The organism is Mesorhizobium sp. M0140, assembly GCF_040322475.1.
In the GTDB taxonomy this organism is placed as follows: domain Bacteria; phylum Pseudomonadota; class Alphaproteobacteria; order Rhizobiales; family Rhizobiaceae; genus Mesorhizobium.
The window spans coordinates 1-15,916 of the sequence record NZ_JAMYTM010000045.1 but is presented as its reverse complement, the minus strand read 5'-3'; the positions used below and the strand labels follow the sequence as shown (position 1 = coordinate 15,916).

The following is a 15,916-nucleotide window of genomic DNA, read 5'->3' as shown; positions in this document are numbered from 1 at the left end:
GAGGATTACTGTCGTCATTGAAGGTCAGTTCACACCTGACCGCCGTTTGTGATATCGCCGGTAATTTTCGTTCCTGATTCAGAGATGATGAGGAGTTTCTTTTCGCTCATCGCACTAATTGCGTGCGCAACGCCCTCGCGCCCCAGACCAGCCGCGCCGACCCCCCCGAAAGGCATTGCGTCAATACGGAAATCAGTACTGTCGTTGATTATCACCGCAGCGGCGTTAGCCTTTTCAAATGCAGCCGTAGCCAGCGATATTGATTGCGTAAATATCGCGACGTGAATGGCATCTGGCCCGTCTTGGATTCGGCCAAGCAAATCTGAGTCGTCCTGGGCCGTCTCGATTGTCGCGACGGGACCAAAAAGCTCGTTCCCGAGCAGCGTGTGGCGCGCCGGGAGTCCTGCGACCCATGTCGGTCGCATGCGGGTGCCATCGATCTCACCGCCGCAAAGCACGGTGCCGCCAGCTCGCTTCATGCTTTGTACGCTGCGGCCCAGAGAGCTTCCTAGGCCCGTATCGACCAACGGTCCAATGTCCGTTGTTTCGTCAATCTTACTACCCGATCGGAGGTCAGCAGCTCGTGCGACAAGTCGTTCTGTCAACTCTGCAACCACTTTGTCATCCGCAATGATTCTCTGCGCGCGGACGCAATTCTGCCCAGCCGCCCAAAACGCACCGCTATTGATCGATTGAGCTGCAGCTTCGATGTTAGCGTCGGCCGCGACGGCAACGATCCCCACGCCGCCGAGTTCCAGCAGGAGCTGCTTGACCCCCGACTGATGAGCAATACGCTCTCCAGCTTCTCGTCCGCCCGTGAAAGAAATGATGCGAGGACGTCGGTCCGCTACGAGCATGCCCCCCACCTCGGCAGCGCCAATCACTATCTGGATTCGGTTCTCAATTGCGCCGCTTGCAAGAAAATGTTCGACTAGGCGAATGGCGCTGAAGGGCGTTTGGGGGTGGGGCTTGAGAATGACGGGACATCCCGCCGCAAAAGCAGGACCGAGCTTATGAGCGACTAGGTTCAGCGGGTCGTTGTAGGGTGTAATAGCTACGACTAGCCCTGCGGGTCGATTTGCCCACCAACCGAGCCGGCCTTCGCCGGCGGGAACCTGATCGAACGGAATAACCGACCCAACATTTTGCTTCGCCTGCTCGGCCGAGAGGCGAAGTGTTTCAATGGCACGCTTGACCTCCGCGCGAGCCTCACGAATGGTTTTGATGCCTTCGCGCGCTATGAGATGAGCGTGACTTTCGGCTTCCGCCGCCACCCTGTCGGCAACTTCTTGCAGAATTCGCACTCGCTCATGAATGGCGGGCGGTCGTTCGCGACTAGCTCGATAGCCGAGATCTAGAATGCGGTTCACGTCACTGACCGATGTCAAGGGTGTTTCGCCGACAACATTTCCGTCGTCCGGGTCGCACACCACCAAGCGGCCCTGGTTCGTGTTTTTGACGCTCGCCATTGTTAGCGCGCGCTTTCGCGAGAAAGATAGTCAGCAACGAAGCCCGGAAGGTCTCCATCGGACAACTTGCGCGGGATAAGTCCGCGCTCAATGCCCACGTCAAGCAGACGTTCTGGGTTAGCCGTCTCATGCTTAAAAAGCCGAAGAACTGCTGCACGGCCCACGGCGATGGCGATTTCTCTATTCATGGCTAGCCTTATCAGATACCTAGGTGGATCTGGGCCGCACTGAGCGACCTCCAGTATCTATATCCGTTATGGTTCGCCTAAATTCTACAAACCTTCGCTCGCCGAGGATGAAAAACTGCGTTCAGGCCGGCTATTCAAGAAGTTTCGATACCGCAGGGACGGTATCGCTCTTCTGTGCTGCTGAACCAATTGTGCTGCTGAACCAATTTCTCACATACGGCATTCAGGCGGGCGATGCCGAGTTTTCGCGGGGCAAAATCACTTCCCGTTTTCAGACGGAACAAACTGCGTATTTCTCCAAATTGCGGGGCTTGCCGCAGTAAGGCCGCACTTTTCACGCTAAAAACGCGTTATTTCCGCGCGCCACTATCTGTATGCTCCAACACGAGCACGCGATAGAGCGTCCTGGTCGGCCGGACGGTTGTTCTATCACGTCCTTCCATCGAGCCGGGGCAGCACCAAGCAAACGCATGTCGCTTGTCAAGGACAGGCGTGGTGATAGCCGGTTGAAGCAGGGGAACCGAATTGGAAAAAATTCTTTATTTCGAGCGGACGGAATTTGATACACGCGTCGCAAGCGTCAAGGCTGAGATGTCAAGACGCGGTCTCGACTTCCTGCTCGTCTCCGAGCCGCCTAACCTCAACTACCTCACCGGCTATGATGCGTATTCGTTCTACACACCCCAAATGGGGATTGTAGCTCTCGATCGCGACGAGCCGATCTTCGTCACTCGTGGCATGGATACGACGTCCGCGAAGATTACGACCTATTTGTCGGACAACAGTATCCGCGGATTCCCTGATAACTATGTCAATTCCTCAGAATTGTCCCCTTATGATTACGTCGCGGACGTGGTCAAAGAAATTGGAGGGGAAAAGGCGACGATTGGCGTCGAGATGGGCGGTTACTACTACTCTGCGCGGGCTCATGCGGACCTTGTCAAAGCGTTGCCCCAGGCGAGCTTTGCAGACGCCGACCTGCTGATCAACTGGATTCGGCTGGTCAAGAGCCCCGCCGAACTGGTGTTCATGCGTGAGGCTGGGCTGATCGGTGATGCCGTGCTCAAACGGGTTGCTGCCACGGCAGAGCCGGGTGTGCGGGAGTGTGACCTCGCGGCAGCCGCATATCACCAGGAGATCTCAGGTACGCCCGAGCTCGGCGGGAGCTATAATTCTTCGGTCGTGCACCTCGGCGTTGGCGAAAGGGCGCTCGCCCCACACTCATCATGGACGGATAAACCACTGTCGAACTCGACAGTAATCAACATAGAGGTTCACGGTACCCGCCGTCGCTATCAGATTAATGTGAGCCGGACGATTTGCCTGGGCAAACCTTCCGCTGGGTACGAACGGCTCGCAGACGTGGCCGTTGAGGCATTGAACGCCGGCCTAGATAGCGTCCGTCCGGGACGGGCCTGCTCGGAGGTGTACGGAGCTTTCCACAAGGCGCTGGCTCGCCACGGGTTCGAGAAGGATCAACGGATCGGTTATCCCATCGGAATCGGTTATCCACCATCCGTTGCGGAGCGCACTGCGAGTTTACGCAAGGAAGAGAAGACAGTTCTCCAACCAGGGATGTGTTTTCATATGATGACTGGTTTGTGGCTTGGGGATCAGGCGGTCACAATAACCCAACCCTTTGCGGTTACAGAAGCCGGCTACGAGCCGCTGACTTTCACGCCACGGACGCTAGTCGTCAAATAGTTGCCCTCGTTCGAAGATTAGACGATGTCTCACGCGATGCGAATCGCCAAACAGAGTTGAAGAAAAGACGTTACGATTGCCCTCACATAACGCTATGATTGGCTCGCTTGTATGGAGCCTCTGCTGCTGTAGTCTGCGATATACCTGACGCAAATCAGGCAGCCGATAGCTTCGAATTTTTGTTCAGGGTCGGAGCCGGATTGAAGGCGAACGACTTTGCCTCTATCGCGTCATCTGAATCATTTTCGCTGCCCGCCAGCGTGGAGGCCGGCCAGCCAAGGCGTTGATCCGGCTATCTGGTGCGGGCCATTCCGCCGCTATCCACAGGCACCATCCGCCAACGATCCCTTGCCTATGGCACCGCCGTGAAGGCATTGCGGGTCGTCGTCAACGCTCCCTGCAGCATGGGAGCGGCTGGATACGGCACCATCTGGCTCGCGCCTTCACGATTGGCACGGGCTATTTCGGCTCATCCTCGGTCGGCGAGAAAGTCGGTCCCCAGCACCTCATCAACTGGACCCGGATCGACTACAATGACGATCCGGCCGAGGCGTTCGGCGACTTTTCCGGTCTCGACGCCCCGTCCGGCGGGCCTGCTTTGGCCCTCGGCCGCGAAGCGCCGATTTCACTCGGACGCCTGCAGGAAGGCGCACCGCAGATCGGCGTCCCGACACGCTCGAACGCGGCGGGCGGCGACGACGAGTTCGCGCTTATGCGCTAGGAAATCCGCAAAATGGTGCTTGAAGAGCTGCGTGGGGCGTTGACCACCGGGAAGAATACCTGATCCAGGGCCGAGCTTCGCTCCTTCGTATTCATCGACCAGTCCCAACCGCAGACGCTGTGCTATATGGCGAGCGGCATGCGCGGCCGCCTGCCGCGGACCAACATGGCGGCACAGATCATAGAGGGGGCGCCGGGCCTCGATATCGAGGCGCTGACCCGTGGCACTCAAGCATGCCGATGTCGGGGGCGGCATGCTCGTCATGGAGCGGCAGTTCGGCTACCTCGAATTCCATGCGCGATCGACCTCTTCGGTGAAATCTGCGGCGGAGGCTGTGCTCGAGGCGTTGGACGCCCGCACCGATCAGGCCATCCACCGAAGATACTGGCGTCGAAGATCGTCAAGCGCATCGACAATGGCCACGCCTTTCTGATCAACCGCAACAAGTGGGATCTATGATCCGACCGGGGGGAGTCGCTCTTCGTGCTTGAGATGCAACCGGCGTCCACGCTATCCTCGCCACCAACGAGGCGGAGAAGAACGCTGACATCAAGGTCATTGACTACCGCATGTTCGGCGCCACGCGACGGGTCTACCTCTCCGGCGAGGAGTCGGAACGTTCGCATGGGCGCCGAGCCCGCACTCGCGGCGCTGAAGGACGGTGCACATGGTTGACAAGGACAGGATCCGCACCCTGATCCGCAACGTCATCGTGGAGGAGATCCGAAACCTGAAGGGCGGTCACGCGGCAGCCTCTGCGCTCTCCGCCGTGACCATCGCTAGCGACGGAGACTAGGCCGCCTTCGCTAGGCAGGTCCTCGCCCTGGCGGAAGTTCCCGGCGTGCGTGCCGCCATTATGGGCGGGCGCCATCCTTTCTCGCTGGCGCGGCAAGGCTTCACCGCGCCGACTGCCTTTGGTCCCGCCACGGCGGACCATCGCATTGAAAAAAGGCGTGGTAACCGAAACCGTGGTCGCCAAGCTGCCGAGGGGCGTCACGCGCCTGGTGTCAGCATCACCCCCTGCCCGGGACAAGGCCAGGTCACGCAACATCAGCATTGAAACAATGACGTCGAGGTCGCGTGGGCCGCTACTGGGCCACAAAACATATCGAACACATTCCTTCCGGGGCTTTTTTGGAGGTGGAGAGCGCCGGCGGAGCCCGCATGATCGCCTTCGCTGTGCTCGGCTGCGGCGACGGTGAGGAAGTTCTCGTCGTCACGTTCCACCGCCGCCTCATAGCTCGGCGGCGGCAAGATTCCCATCGATGCCCTGATCATCGGATCGCTCGACGAGACAGCCAAACAGAAATCCAAATAGCCAATCTGCAAAGAGGGAGAGAAACCATGTCGAATGCAATCGGAATGATCGAAACCAAGGGCTTCATCGCAGCACTGGCCGCGGCGGACGCAATGGTCAAGGCGGCCAATGTAGTCGTCGTGGGTCGTGAGCAGGTGGGTGACGGCCTTGTCGCCGTCGTCGTCAATGGCGATGTCGGTGCCGTAAAGGCCGCGACCGAAGCGGGTGCGGAAGCTGCGTCCAGCGTCCGCACGCTGGTCTCGGTGCATGTCATCCCCCGTCCGCATCCGAACCTTGGCCAGCATTTCTCCACCGACCGAAAAGTGAGGCCTCCCAGGGCGACACGGTCGTGTCGCCTCCTTGGAATGGTGCCGGGCATGTGCGCGGCTGAGGCCGGGGCGCGGCCACCAGTTCTTGGGACCTCCTTCCGGACCGGAGGGAGGAGACCGCGTGCGACGGAAGAGAACATGACAGAACTACGGGTCATCTGCTGGTGAAGGATCTCGACCGACAGTTCGCGGCCTACAAATGACCACGGCGTTACTCGACCGTCGCACTCGCCACTGCGAGATTATGGAGGCCCGGCAACGAATCCTGGCGTATCAAGAACCGCGCCTGATCATCCGATCAAGCCGCCAAACCGATCCGCGCTCGCCGCGCTGCGCAACCTTCACCAGCTCCGCCCAGCGAGCGCTGGATATCATGCCTCGCACAAGGGGCTCTGCACGACTGATGACGACGGCCCCTGATCATCTGAGCAAAGCCGACATTGTCATGATCGCCACCATCGAGGCGGGAGTGCCTCTGCTGGTGGAAGCGCGCAACCTAATCGCCGATTTCCATTCCATGATCCGCAACGAGCTTGCCGATGATCTCGTGCCGTGGACCGCCGACGCCGGCAAAAGCCTCATTGCATCTTTCGCCAAGGGCATCATTCGCGACCGTGCTGCTGTCCGCGATCGCCGAACCATGGTTCAACGATCCACCAGAGGGACAGATCACCAAGCTCAAACTTGTGAAACGGCAGTGTATGGACGCGGAAAGCTCGACCTGCTGCAGGCCAGGCTGATCGGTGCAGTATGCCCCAAACGTCATCGAGAGTGCGTCAGAGCCACAATTCAATGAAACTCATAAAAGCCAGCCGGGCGAGGGGTCTGATGAGGAGCAAGGTTCAGTTCGCTGCAATCCTTCCACGCCGAACGGCAACGGAAATACCCCCGCTGGCGCAGCTTTTTAGCCACAGCGCCTCCCAATCCGCAGCAATTCAGCATCGAGCGTCTGCTACGCTCAGTCTGCGGCAGTTCTGACCTTATCGTCCAACAGGCCCAGGAGGATTCAGACGATGAAGAGACGAGCATTCCTGAAATTTGCAACCATGGCTTCCGCGAGTGCTCTCGCAGCGCCCTACGTGCACGCACAGTCAAAAAAGTTCTCCGGCATAACGCTACGCATGAATGGCTTCGGTGGCCTATGGGACGAAACGATCATCAAAACCGTGGTCGGACCGCTTGAAGAGCGCACCGGGATGAAGATTCAATTCACTCCCGGGTCTCAGTCGACGGAACTCGTAAAACTCATTGCGAGTAGGGAAAACCCTCCGTACGATATTTTTCAGGCCGATAGCGCCTACATGGTCGAACTCCTCAAGAACGACCTAATTGAGGAGTTCTCGGAGAGAGATATACCAAGTGTAAAGCGGATCCTTCCTGGATTTCAGGAATATGGCAATTTCGGAATCCCGTTCGCTGTATCGAGTGTAGTTCCGGTATATAATTCGGAGTCCGTTAAGCAGCCGCTCACGTCGTATTCCGACATCGCGCGGCCCGACTTGGTTGGACAGGTGGTACTGCCAGCGCCTACTTTCGACACTACCAGCTTGTATCTTCTCGGCATAGCCGAAGAGAATGGCGGCTCAATCTCGAATATGGAACCAGCTTACAACGTGCTTGCTGACGCAAAGCCGAATATCGTCGCGCTCGCCCAAGCCACCGTTGCGCAACTCCAGATGTTCCAGAACCAAGAAGCCTCTGCCGGTATCTTCTGGGACGGGCGTGCCTACGAATTACGGTCCAAGGGCGTACCTATGGTGACTGTGGTCCCGCCTCAGGGTATCTACTCGATCAACAACTATGTAACAATCGTCAAGGGCACGAAGCACCCGGAAGCCATACATGAGTTTGCTGAGCAATTCCTATCCGATAAAAGTATGCTCGGATTGCCAGCGGCGTTTCGTTATGCCGCGACGACTGACGTGAAGTTGCCCGACGAGTATCGCCAGGATCTCCTATACAACTCTCCGGAGCGCCTTTCTCTGAGAAAGAATATCGACTGGAACAAGTGGATCGCCGATCGCAACGAACGGATCGAGCGCGTAAACAAGGTACTCCGTAGCTAGCTCGACCGCTCGAACGTCTCCAATCAGTGCTGCGCGAAATCTGCGCAGCACTCTCGCCTTTGGGGAGGAGTTGTAAACGGATGGAAAGGTCATTTTGACGAAAGCGCAACCCAGTTCCCGTGTTCTCACCGTGGGGCTTTTGGCACCAATAGCCGTGGTGCTCATTGGCTTCCTCGTCATACCGGTAAGTTCACTGCTTCGATCCAGTTTCTTGCCAGGTAGCTATCTAATGGGTGGAAGCGGCTTCAGCCTCACGCATTATGTCAAATTCTTTTCCGATCCCTTCTATCGATCCGTTCTGTTGGAAACGGTCGTAGACGGGCTGATCGTCAGCTTGATCTGTTTGGTGTTAGGCTTCCCTACTGGGTACTCTATTGCCCGATTGCCGCCTCTGGCGCGGCGTTGGCGGATGATCGTGGTGATCATGCCGCTAACTCTCAGTCTTGTAGTTATCGTATTCGGCTGGATGATCATCTTGGGTCGCAACGGATTTGTAAACTCGTTGCTCATCAATCTCGGCATTCTTTCTTCCCCACAACAGTTACTTTTTAACAGAACTGCAGTAATTTTGGTCCTTGTGCAGCAATTTCTCCCCTTCATGATCCTTTCTGTGATGAGTGTCATGACACAGATAGACCCTGTACTCGAACAAGCTGCCGCAAACCTTCGTGCCAATCGACTCGTTACATTCAAACGGGTTATCATCCCGCTCGCGCTTCCCGGCATTTTGGCTGGATTTAGTCTGGTGTTCGTCCTGACGATCTCTGCCTTCATTACGCCTCGTCTGATTGGTGGAAACCGCGTAGCGATGCTGGGAAGTCTGATCTATGAACGTATAATGACGGAGCTGAACTGGCCGTCCGGCGCAGCCATGGCCTTCATCCTGTTTGTAAGCGGACTGGGTTTTACCGCTGCCATCAACACTTTGGCTGTTTCTCGCTTTATGGGTGGAAGACGACATTATGCGCACTGATCTACTGGAGGTGGTCATGCGAACGGCTGGTGCAATCATACGCGCGTTTGTGTATATGGTGCTAGCTTTGCCAGCGGTTCTGGTGGTTATCTCCTCATTCACCAGTAGCGACTCTATGAATTTCCCACCGACAGGCTTTTCGTTGCGTTGGTACCAGAGAGTGTGGGAAAGCGAACCCTTCATGACAGCACTCTGGACGAGCACCTATATTGCACTGCTCGTAGCCGGGATTGCACTGGCCATTGGCTTTGCGGCCGCATTTGCAATCGACCGGTTTTCGTTCCGGGGCAAAGTGCTTTTGCAGGGCCTTATCTTTTCGCCACTGATTGTGCCCGCCGTAGTGCTGGGTATCGGGTTGCTGCAATTGTTTGTGGCGCTGAACCTCACGCAGACCGTCTATCCGCTGCTGATGGGCCATCTAGTTCTCGCAATACCTTACGTGGTACGAACAATCCTGGCGAGCCTTTCGCTACAAGACCGAGTGCTTGAGGAGGCAGCGAAGAATCTTCGGGCCACCCCTCTTGAAGTTATCCGGCGTATTACCCTCCCGCTTATTCTGCCTTGCCTATTATCTTCTGCCATCTTCGCCTTTGTGACTTCATTCGGCAACGTGACTGTCTCTGCATTCCTGACTTATGGTGGAAAATCGACGCTACCGGTTCAGATATTCGCTTATGTCGATACGAGTTACGATCCCCTTGTTGCGGCGGTATCTAGTATCATGATCATGGTGACGTTGGTCGTCATCCTGACTATCGAGCGTCTTATCAGTGCTGATAAGTTAGTTTAGTTGAGGAACGTAATGCTGGCTATGACCGGAAAACATGCGACTGCCTTGCAGGAAACCAGTGATGCTGTAGTCGAACTGCGATCGATCTCGAAAACCTATCGTGACTTGGCTGCGGTCGACAACGTGTCGATTAGTGTGGGTCGGGGTGAATTGCTGTGCTTGCTTGGCCCATCTGGCTGCGGCAAAACAACGACGCTGCGGATAGTTGCCGGATTTGTTGAGCCGACATCTGGCACCGTTAGCATCAACAACATGGATATGACGTTTCAACCGCCCCATCGGCGAGATACTGGAATGGTCTTCCAAAGCTATGCACTATTTCCCCACATGACAGTGGCCGCAAACATCGCTTTCGGCATGGAAAACTTGAAGTGGGCTCGCGCCGAGAGAGACGAGCGCGTCAGGGAGATGCTTAGGTTAGTCGAACTTCCTCACCTCGCGGACCGATTGCCGAGTCAGCTTTCGGGCGGACAGCAGCAACGCATCGCACTAGCTCGAGCCTTGGCAATACGCCCTGCCGTGCTCCTCCTTGACGAGCCGTTTTCAAACCTAGACGCCCAGTTGAGGGTGCGAATGCGCGAAGAACTCCGCGAGGTCATCCGCGGCGTCGAAGTAACGACGCTTTTTGTCACTCATGATCAAGAAGAGGCGCTGACGATGTCAGATCGCATTGTTGTCATGAACGCCGGGAAGATCGAGCAAATCGGAACGCCTGGCGACATATATGAAAAGCCCGAGACTTCTTTCGTCGCCAAGTTCATTGGCCAGTGTACCGTGTTGGAGGGCATTGTTGGAGCGGATGGCGCCTTTACAGCGAAGGCGGGCCTCCGGCTGCCAGGCAATTGGAAGCCCGGACCCGGATGCGCGGTGATCCGCCCGGAACAAATCAAGATGCCATCTGATCGTCCTGCGGGCGTCACCTACAAAGCTCGCGTAGTTCAATCCCACTATTACGGGGAAGCGACGCGGGTCGTGATCGACGTCAATGGCGAACAGCTTATGATGCAGGAGCGGTTTCCGTTCGGACTCAATCCTAAGTCTGGGGACGTCCTCAATGTTACCTTGGACACAAGCGAGATCCGTATCATACGGAAAAATCCACAGAGCTGACCCCCGCCTGACGAGAAGGGCCATTCATTGCGCGGGGCGGCGGCGATCTCCCCGATTTGTGCTCGAGATCGACTGTACCAAGCTCAATGAACGGGAAGAAACTGGACGCGTGTGGCGGCCTTCCGAGCGCGGATTGTCATCGCCGCCGGTATTCTCAGCCGCCGCATCAATCCGGCGGAGCGCGCCAGCGCCGTGCTGTTTGCCGATGCCGCAGGCGCGGTGGTGATTGGTCCGTGCGACGAGCCGGATGGAGGCATCCTCGGCGCATCGGTGGATTCCGACGGCTCGCGCTGCGGGCTGATCCTGATTCCGGCAGGCGGCAACAACAGGCCGTTCCATGGCGACCTCGACATTGAGCGTCCAGCAAACCCGAATGACGATCACGATAGGCGCGAAATGTTCAGCAAGCAGTGGAGATGACCACCGACTACTCGAAATGCGCCTGCCGCTGCCCGGAGTGCGGCCACAAGACCTCGGCCGCTTCGTGCCGCACCAAGAAAATGCCCGTATTTTCGATACCGTCGGACGAAACCTCGGCATAGCCGATCAAGCGAGTCATAACGATCGTCGAATACGGCGACTCTTTCGCCGCGACGATCCCACTTTCACTCTTGCTCGCTCATCGGAGGGAGCCGTTTCGGCCGGGCGATAATCCTCCTGGCGGCGGCAGGTGCGGGCCTCAGCGGCGGTGCGCTCGTGGGGAATTTAGCCGACCCGACCGCGCGCCATACTGGTCATGAATGATGGATAGGACAACCGAACCAATGCGAAAAATAGTCCTCGGCAAGTTACATGGCATCCACGTCACCGAAGCGAACCTCAACTACCATGGTTCAATAACGCTGGACCCCGACCACTGCCAAGGAGCCGGGATCCTGCCGATGGAATTCGTGGAGATATGGAACAAGAATTCCGGCGCGCGGATTTCGACCTATGTCATTTTCAGCGAGCGCGGCTCACGATGCTGCATCCTCAACGGAGCGGCGGCCCGCACCTGCCAGCCCGGCGACCAGATCATCGTCTGCAACTCCATCTACCTGGACGAAGAACAGATCACCTCATTGAAGCCGCGGATCGTCACGTTCGACCGGGACAACCACATAATCGATCGCCTGTGCTACTCGGTCGATGTCGACGCAGACGGCCGATACAGTTTCTCCATTCTTGACGAAATGAATACGGCCTTGGCCGTTCCTGCCCTGTATCTCAGCCCCTTACCTGGACACCGTTGGTGAACACATCGAATTGAACCGGCTTACAGCGCTCGGCTGCGCCAACGAGCGCGATGGACTGGCGCAGGTTCTCCAGCCCTCCAGCCAGCAGTAGCTCTCCTTGGTCTCGATCGGCACGCGCGTGGGATTGATGTGCCGCTCGAGCGCGAGCGTTCCCTTGAATTTCGTTCGTCTCCAGAACTTCACCGCCGTCAGATCGAGGATGTGCCGGTGAGGGTTACGTTCACTCCTCCATCGGCTCGAAAGCTATTTTAGGGGGCAGGCCAGGCGTCCGATTACGTGTGGTGCACGGTTAGGAGATAGAGGCCGATCCGAGTATGCACCCACAATTCTGCCTTGAATATCTCAAACTCTGAGGAGACTGGAATGTAGTAACCCATATCAAAATGGGCAGAATCGGTGAGCATCGTTTCGGTCCGTCGCTGCGACATTAGACTCCAGGTCGACCAGAGAACAAGGTTCCGGCCGCGCAAATCCGAAGAAGCTGTTCAGCACCACTGCAGCCGCAAGCCTATCGTGACCTTTACGAAAGTCGATCGGCCGCGTCGCCACGTAGACCTTCAGCCGCGCACCAGGCGTGATCATATCGCGGCCTGCGCACCGCGCGGATCGCCCGCGACAGATGCCTGTCGTCGGCATCTTGCCCGGCCCGGATCGCGATGTTGCCCAGGATGACATCAATGCCGGCGCTGGCCTGCCTCGGCGGAGACGGCTCTTCGATCAGCAGCGCCGCAAAGGCGGGAGCCGCGGCCATGCTTTCGGGCAGCGTCACAGACCCATGCCGCAGCCGCTTGCGCCAGTCATAGACCTGCCACGTCACCCCGTACTTGCGCGCCACCTCCGCCACCCCGATACCGGGCATCAGGCTCTCCGCCACAATCCGCGCCTTCTCCGCGTCTGTGCCCCGCCGCCGGCCTGTCGGACCTTCGATGTCACTTCAAGCCGACCGCCATAGCCTCCACTTGGGACGTCCAACTGGACGTCCATTTTGCCGTCTCTTGCCATGCACAAGATCACAAGACTCGTCCATGTCCGAGGCATCTTCGCATGGTCGGTCAGGCCGAGCACGTCGGAAATTGAGGGGGCCTAATGAGCGCTTACCTTTCAGCCGAGACCTCGCGCCGATCTCGATCGGGTGAGATCAACCCACTAGCAGACTGTTGAAGAAGTCTGCCATATTGCCTTGAGGATGGCCTCGTCGCCGTTGTGGTAGGCGAACGTGATCTCGATCGAGCCGTCGTCGAGCAATTCGGCATGGCCATCGCCTGTGACTTCGTCCATCTCGTCACATCCGCCCCATGTGAAGTGAACTATCGAAGGGCCGTAGCTCAGATCGAGGCCGGCTTGCAGAGCGCCAAAGGCGATCTCGCCGTTGTTGTCGGGTCCGATGGTGATGGTTGCGGGTCCACCGAGGTTCAGATAGCCGCGATCCCACAGATCGGCTCGATGATTCGCCAGCGGCCGATCAGTTGGCAGCCCGCGGGCGCGGTGATGTCGGGACCGCCAGCAGCTTCGGCAATCGCACCAGATTGTAGGCGGCAGCCGCGAAGGTGAAGGCCCACCCGACGCGGTCGCGGCCGCGCAACTTGGTCTTCTCCTGCCCGGCGACCGTCTCGATCCAGCCGAACGCCTCTTCGATGCGCTTTCTGACGCGCTGGCTGACGGCATAGCCGCCGTGCCGCGTCGTGCGCCCGTCGATAGCCGAGCGGCGGCCGCTGATATTCTGCGCTACATGCGGCGTCACCTTTATTGAGCGCAACTCGTTGAGGAAGTCCTCAGCGTCGTAGGCCTTGTCGGCGCCGATCGTGATCGCCTGCGGCCGGTCGGCGCGGGGCTCGATCATGTGCAATGCCGCCACTCGCTCGGCATGTCCGTCGGCCAGCGTCAGGCAGGCATCGACCGTAAGCGCGTAGCTCATGCCCTGGAACTACAGCTCCTGAACGGCTTCAGCTACGCGCTTACGTTGCAAACCGATGGCGAGCGCTTTTTTCAACAGCCTGCTAGGAGTGGTAGGTGCGGTGGCAAATAGAGACATGGTAAACACTGCCCACCAGCGAATAGGAGGCAGCATGAATGCAAACCATAACAATCGAGTACGAGCCAGCGAGAGCCTCACCGTGATGCCCGATCAAGGGATACACCACAGCGTTAGAAGTGCTTGCAAAGCGCCGAGTTGGCGCGCTTCTTCGGAGAAAAATTAGTCACGATCATCGATTCCCGCGGCGGCTTAGAGCAAGCGGAGATTTGTCGTATAACATCGGAAGAGTGTCCCTGATCGAGAATGTTGGCTCCGTTGTCTGTTCCTCAGAATGACATTCTGTAAGACGCTCAAGAGCTTCCGACACTCGATAGCAGAATTGTACGTTGGATCGATCAGTTACAATGCGATGAACGATTTCTTGTCACAGCTTGAATAGCTTTGCATGGCGAAAAGGCCGCAATTTTGGAGAATGCCACCATGAGTGAAATGGATTTGATCGATAGTGTCATTCCACGTACCGATGTCCTTAAATGCACAGCGCGCATCGGCGCTGAATCGGGAACATCAAGCTATCGGCCGATTTGCCGGACGAGGCTATCGCTGCGATAAACGGTCTGATGCTTGAGCACAAGGTCATCTTTTTCCGCGATCAGGGTCATCTCGACGACGCCGAGCAGGAGCGCTTTGCTCTCCGTTTCGGAAAGCCTTCACCATATCCGGAGGGAACGACGCCGATTTTCGAGATTGATTCACGCAGAGATATCCAGGCTGACATTTGGCACATCGATTGGTCCTGCATGGATGCCTATCCCAAGATTTCGGTGCTGCGAGGCGTTGTGATCCCACAAGCCGGCGGTGACACGGTGTGGTCAAACACGGCGACCGCCTATCTCGATTTGCCGCTGCCGCTTTAACGGCTTGCCGACGACCTCTGGGCTGTTCACAGCTGGCCCGGATCTCATTATAGGCGTTATGCCGAGGCCCTTACCGGAACGAGGATCGAGACCGAGCATCCCGTGGTTCGCGTCCACCCCGAGACGGGTGAGCGCACACTGGTGCTAGGCTCTTATGTAACAGGATTTGTTGGCGTCTCGAAATATGACAGCCTGAGGCTATTCGATCTATTTGAGTCTCATATTACCGCGCAGGAAAACACCGTGCGTTGGAAGTGGAAGCAGGGTGATGTCGCTATCTGGGACAACCGAGCCACGATGCATTGTGCGACCAAGGATTATGGCGACCAGCGCCGCGTCGTTCGTCGCGCGACCATCGAGGGCGAGGTGCCCGTCAGTGTCGACGGCCGGTACAGCGTTGCGCGTTTCAAGTTTGTCGGGCGAAATGAGAAGCTGCCCCCTAACGAAGCTTAGAACTGATCCCTCGGTGTCAAAAGAGGAGAGATGGACGACCGATATCTCAGCCGTCGTGTACTTCAGGCGCTTAAAATTTTGTTGGCCGGTGGACGCGGGCAGCTTCACCAAGTGCGGCGACCAGGTTGCATGTGGCGCAAAGCGCCCTCAGCCTCATGTTCGCCAAATGGAAGAGGACTTCGGAACGTCTCTTTGGCCCGCGACAGGTCTGGTGTGACGCTCCGCCTGCTGGCGTCACACTGATCCGGCCTCTGTGGCGGATATCCGACCGCAATATTGCAGTCGCCAGTAATCACACTGCAGACCTTCGCTGCGCATACTGGCGAACAAGGCGCTGCGCCTTAACAGCAACCGCGCCCCGTGGCTCTGTTAGCCAAGATAATGCTTCTCAGATTTAGGTCTCGTCGGCAACTTCGAAGGGGATTTTAATAGGGAGCCGACTCCGTTCAACCCATCGGCCTACAAGGTCTCAACCCATCTCCTTGTCGGATGCCAAGGTTATATCAAATCTGCATTTGACTGTGAGTCGGCTGACGTTTGCCCAACTACGCAGACACGCGACCCACGGGAAGTAGTTAGAGCCCTAGCTGTATCAGACGCATCGATCCCGCAATTAGATCGTAGACTTAAAAATTAAGGACACCTGATCAATGACAGCGCTTCTCCCCCGAGCTCTAGGAATTCTCAGC

Annotated in this window: 13 protein-coding genes and 5 pseudogenes; 14 read left to right on the top strand and 4 right to left on the bottom strand. The window is 57.4% G+C overall.

Features of this window, described 5'->3' with window-relative positions; genetic code table 11:
- Window positions 1-29: 29 nt before the first annotated feature.
- Window positions 30-1,469 (bottom strand): aldehyde dehydrogenase family protein, encoded by a 1,440-nt coding sequence (locus NKJ37_RS29220; RefSeq protein WP_352776121.1) that lies wholly within the window; start codon window positions 1,467-1,469, stop codon window positions 30-32.
- A gap of 713 nt (window positions 1,470-2,182) precedes the next feature.
- On the opposite strand from NKJ37_RS29220, the gene NKJ37_RS29215 reads away from it, so the two are divergent.
- From NKJ37_RS29215 to panD, 13 genes and pseudogenes are all read left to right on the top strand, one after another.
- Window positions 2,183-3,361 (top strand): M24 family metallopeptidase, encoded by a 1,179-nt coding sequence (locus NKJ37_RS29215; RefSeq protein WP_352776119.1) that lies wholly within the window; start codon window positions 2,183-2,185, stop codon window positions 3,359-3,361.
- Window positions 3,362-3,644: 283 nt separating this feature from the next.
- The gene (locus NKJ37_RS29210; protein WP_352776117.1) at window positions 3,645-4,082 is read left to right on the top strand and encodes a hypothetical protein; all 438 of its coding nucleotides are present in this window, start codon (window positions 3,645-3,647) and stop codon (window positions 4,080-4,082) included.
- An 87-nt stretch (window positions 4,083-4,169) separates the two neighbouring features.
- Window positions 4,170-4,289: pseudogene (locus NKJ37_RS32045) on the top strand (hypothetical protein); the annotation flags it as partial.
- Window positions 4,290-4,302: 13 nt separating this feature from the next.
- Window positions 4,303-4,515, top strand: coding sequence for a hypothetical protein (locus NKJ37_RS32040; RefSeq protein ID WP_502902030.1), 213 nt, complete (start codon window positions 4,303-4,305; stop codon window positions 4,513-4,515).
- A gap of 234 nt (window positions 4,516-4,749) precedes the next feature.
- Window positions 4,750-4,878 carry a hypothetical protein gene (locus tag NKJ37_RS29205; protein WP_352776116.1) on the top strand — a complete coding sequence of 43 codons (129 nt, stop codon included), beginning with the start codon at window positions 4,750-4,752 and terminating at the stop codon, window positions 4,876-4,878.
- A gap of 368 nt (window positions 4,879-5,246) precedes the next feature.
- Window positions 5,247-5,876, top strand: a complete 630-nt coding sequence (locus NKJ37_RS32035; RefSeq protein ID WP_502902029.1) for a BMC domain-containing protein — start codon at window positions 5,247-5,249, stop codon at window positions 5,874-5,876.
- 205 nt (window positions 5,877-6,081) lie between these two features.
- Window positions 6,082-6,504 (top strand): annotated as a pseudogene (locus NKJ37_RS29190) (transposase); the annotation flags it as partial.
- Between the two features lie 217 nt (window positions 6,505-6,721).
- A complete protein-coding gene (locus NKJ37_RS29185; protein ID WP_352776112.1) occupies window positions 6,722-7,774 on the top strand; it encodes an ABC transporter substrate-binding protein in 1,053 nt (350 codons plus the stop codon).
- A 94-nt stretch (window positions 7,775-7,868) separates the two neighbouring features.
- Window positions 7,869-8,747: an ABC transporter permease gene (locus tag NKJ37_RS29180; RefSeq protein ID WP_352776110.1), complete on the top strand. Its 879-nt coding sequence runs from the start codon at window positions 7,869-7,871 to the stop codon at window positions 8,745-8,747.
- Between the two features lie 16 nt (window positions 8,748-8,763).
- On the top strand, window positions 8,764-9,537 hold the full coding sequence (locus tag NKJ37_RS29175) for an ABC transporter permease (protein ID WP_352776109.1): 774 nt from the start codon (window positions 8,764-8,766) through the stop codon (window positions 9,535-9,537).
- A gap of 12 nt (window positions 9,538-9,549) precedes the next feature.
- Window positions 9,550-10,647 carry an ABC transporter ATP-binding protein gene (locus tag NKJ37_RS29170; RefSeq protein ID WP_352776108.1) on the top strand — a complete coding sequence of 366 codons (1,098 nt, stop codon included), beginning with the start codon at window positions 9,550-9,552 and terminating at the stop codon, window positions 10,645-10,647.
- A gap of 123 nt (window positions 10,648-10,770) precedes the next feature.
- Window positions 10,771-11,391 (top strand): annotated as a pseudogene (locus NKJ37_RS32030) (3-oxoacyl-[acyl-carrier-protein] synthase III C-terminal domain-containing protein); the annotation flags it as partial.
- A 20-nt stretch (window positions 11,392-11,411) separates the two neighbouring features.
- The gene (gene panD, locus NKJ37_RS29160; RefSeq protein ID WP_352776104.1) at window positions 11,412-11,882 is read left to right on the top strand and encodes an aspartate 1-decarboxylase; all 471 of its coding nucleotides are present in this window, start codon (window positions 11,412-11,414) and stop codon (window positions 11,880-11,882) included.
- 520 nt (window positions 11,883-12,402) lie between these two features.
- On the opposite strand, the gene NKJ37_RS29155 is transcribed toward panD, so the two are convergent.
- The 3 genes and pseudogenes from NKJ37_RS29155 to NKJ37_RS29145 all read right to left on the bottom strand — a co-directional run.
- Window positions 12,403-12,741 (bottom strand): hypothetical protein, encoded by a 339-nt coding sequence (locus NKJ37_RS29155; protein WP_352776102.1) that lies wholly within the window; start codon window positions 12,739-12,741, stop codon window positions 12,403-12,405.
- 287 nt (window positions 12,742-13,028) lie between these two features.
- Window positions 13,029-13,160, bottom strand: coding sequence for a hypothetical protein (locus NKJ37_RS29150; RefSeq protein ID WP_352776100.1), 132 nt, complete (start codon window positions 13,158-13,160; stop codon window positions 13,029-13,031).
- A gap of 184 nt (window positions 13,161-13,344) precedes the next feature.
- Window positions 13,345-13,788, bottom strand: a pseudogene (locus NKJ37_RS29145) (transposase); the annotation flags it as partial.
- Window positions 13,789-14,337: 549 nt separating this feature from the next.
- On the opposite strand from NKJ37_RS29145, the pseudogene NKJ37_RS29140 reads away from it, so the two are divergent.
- Window positions 14,338-15,227 (top strand): annotated as a pseudogene (locus NKJ37_RS29140) (TauD/TfdA dioxygenase family protein).
- Window positions 15,228-15,916: the final 689 nt, after the last annotated feature.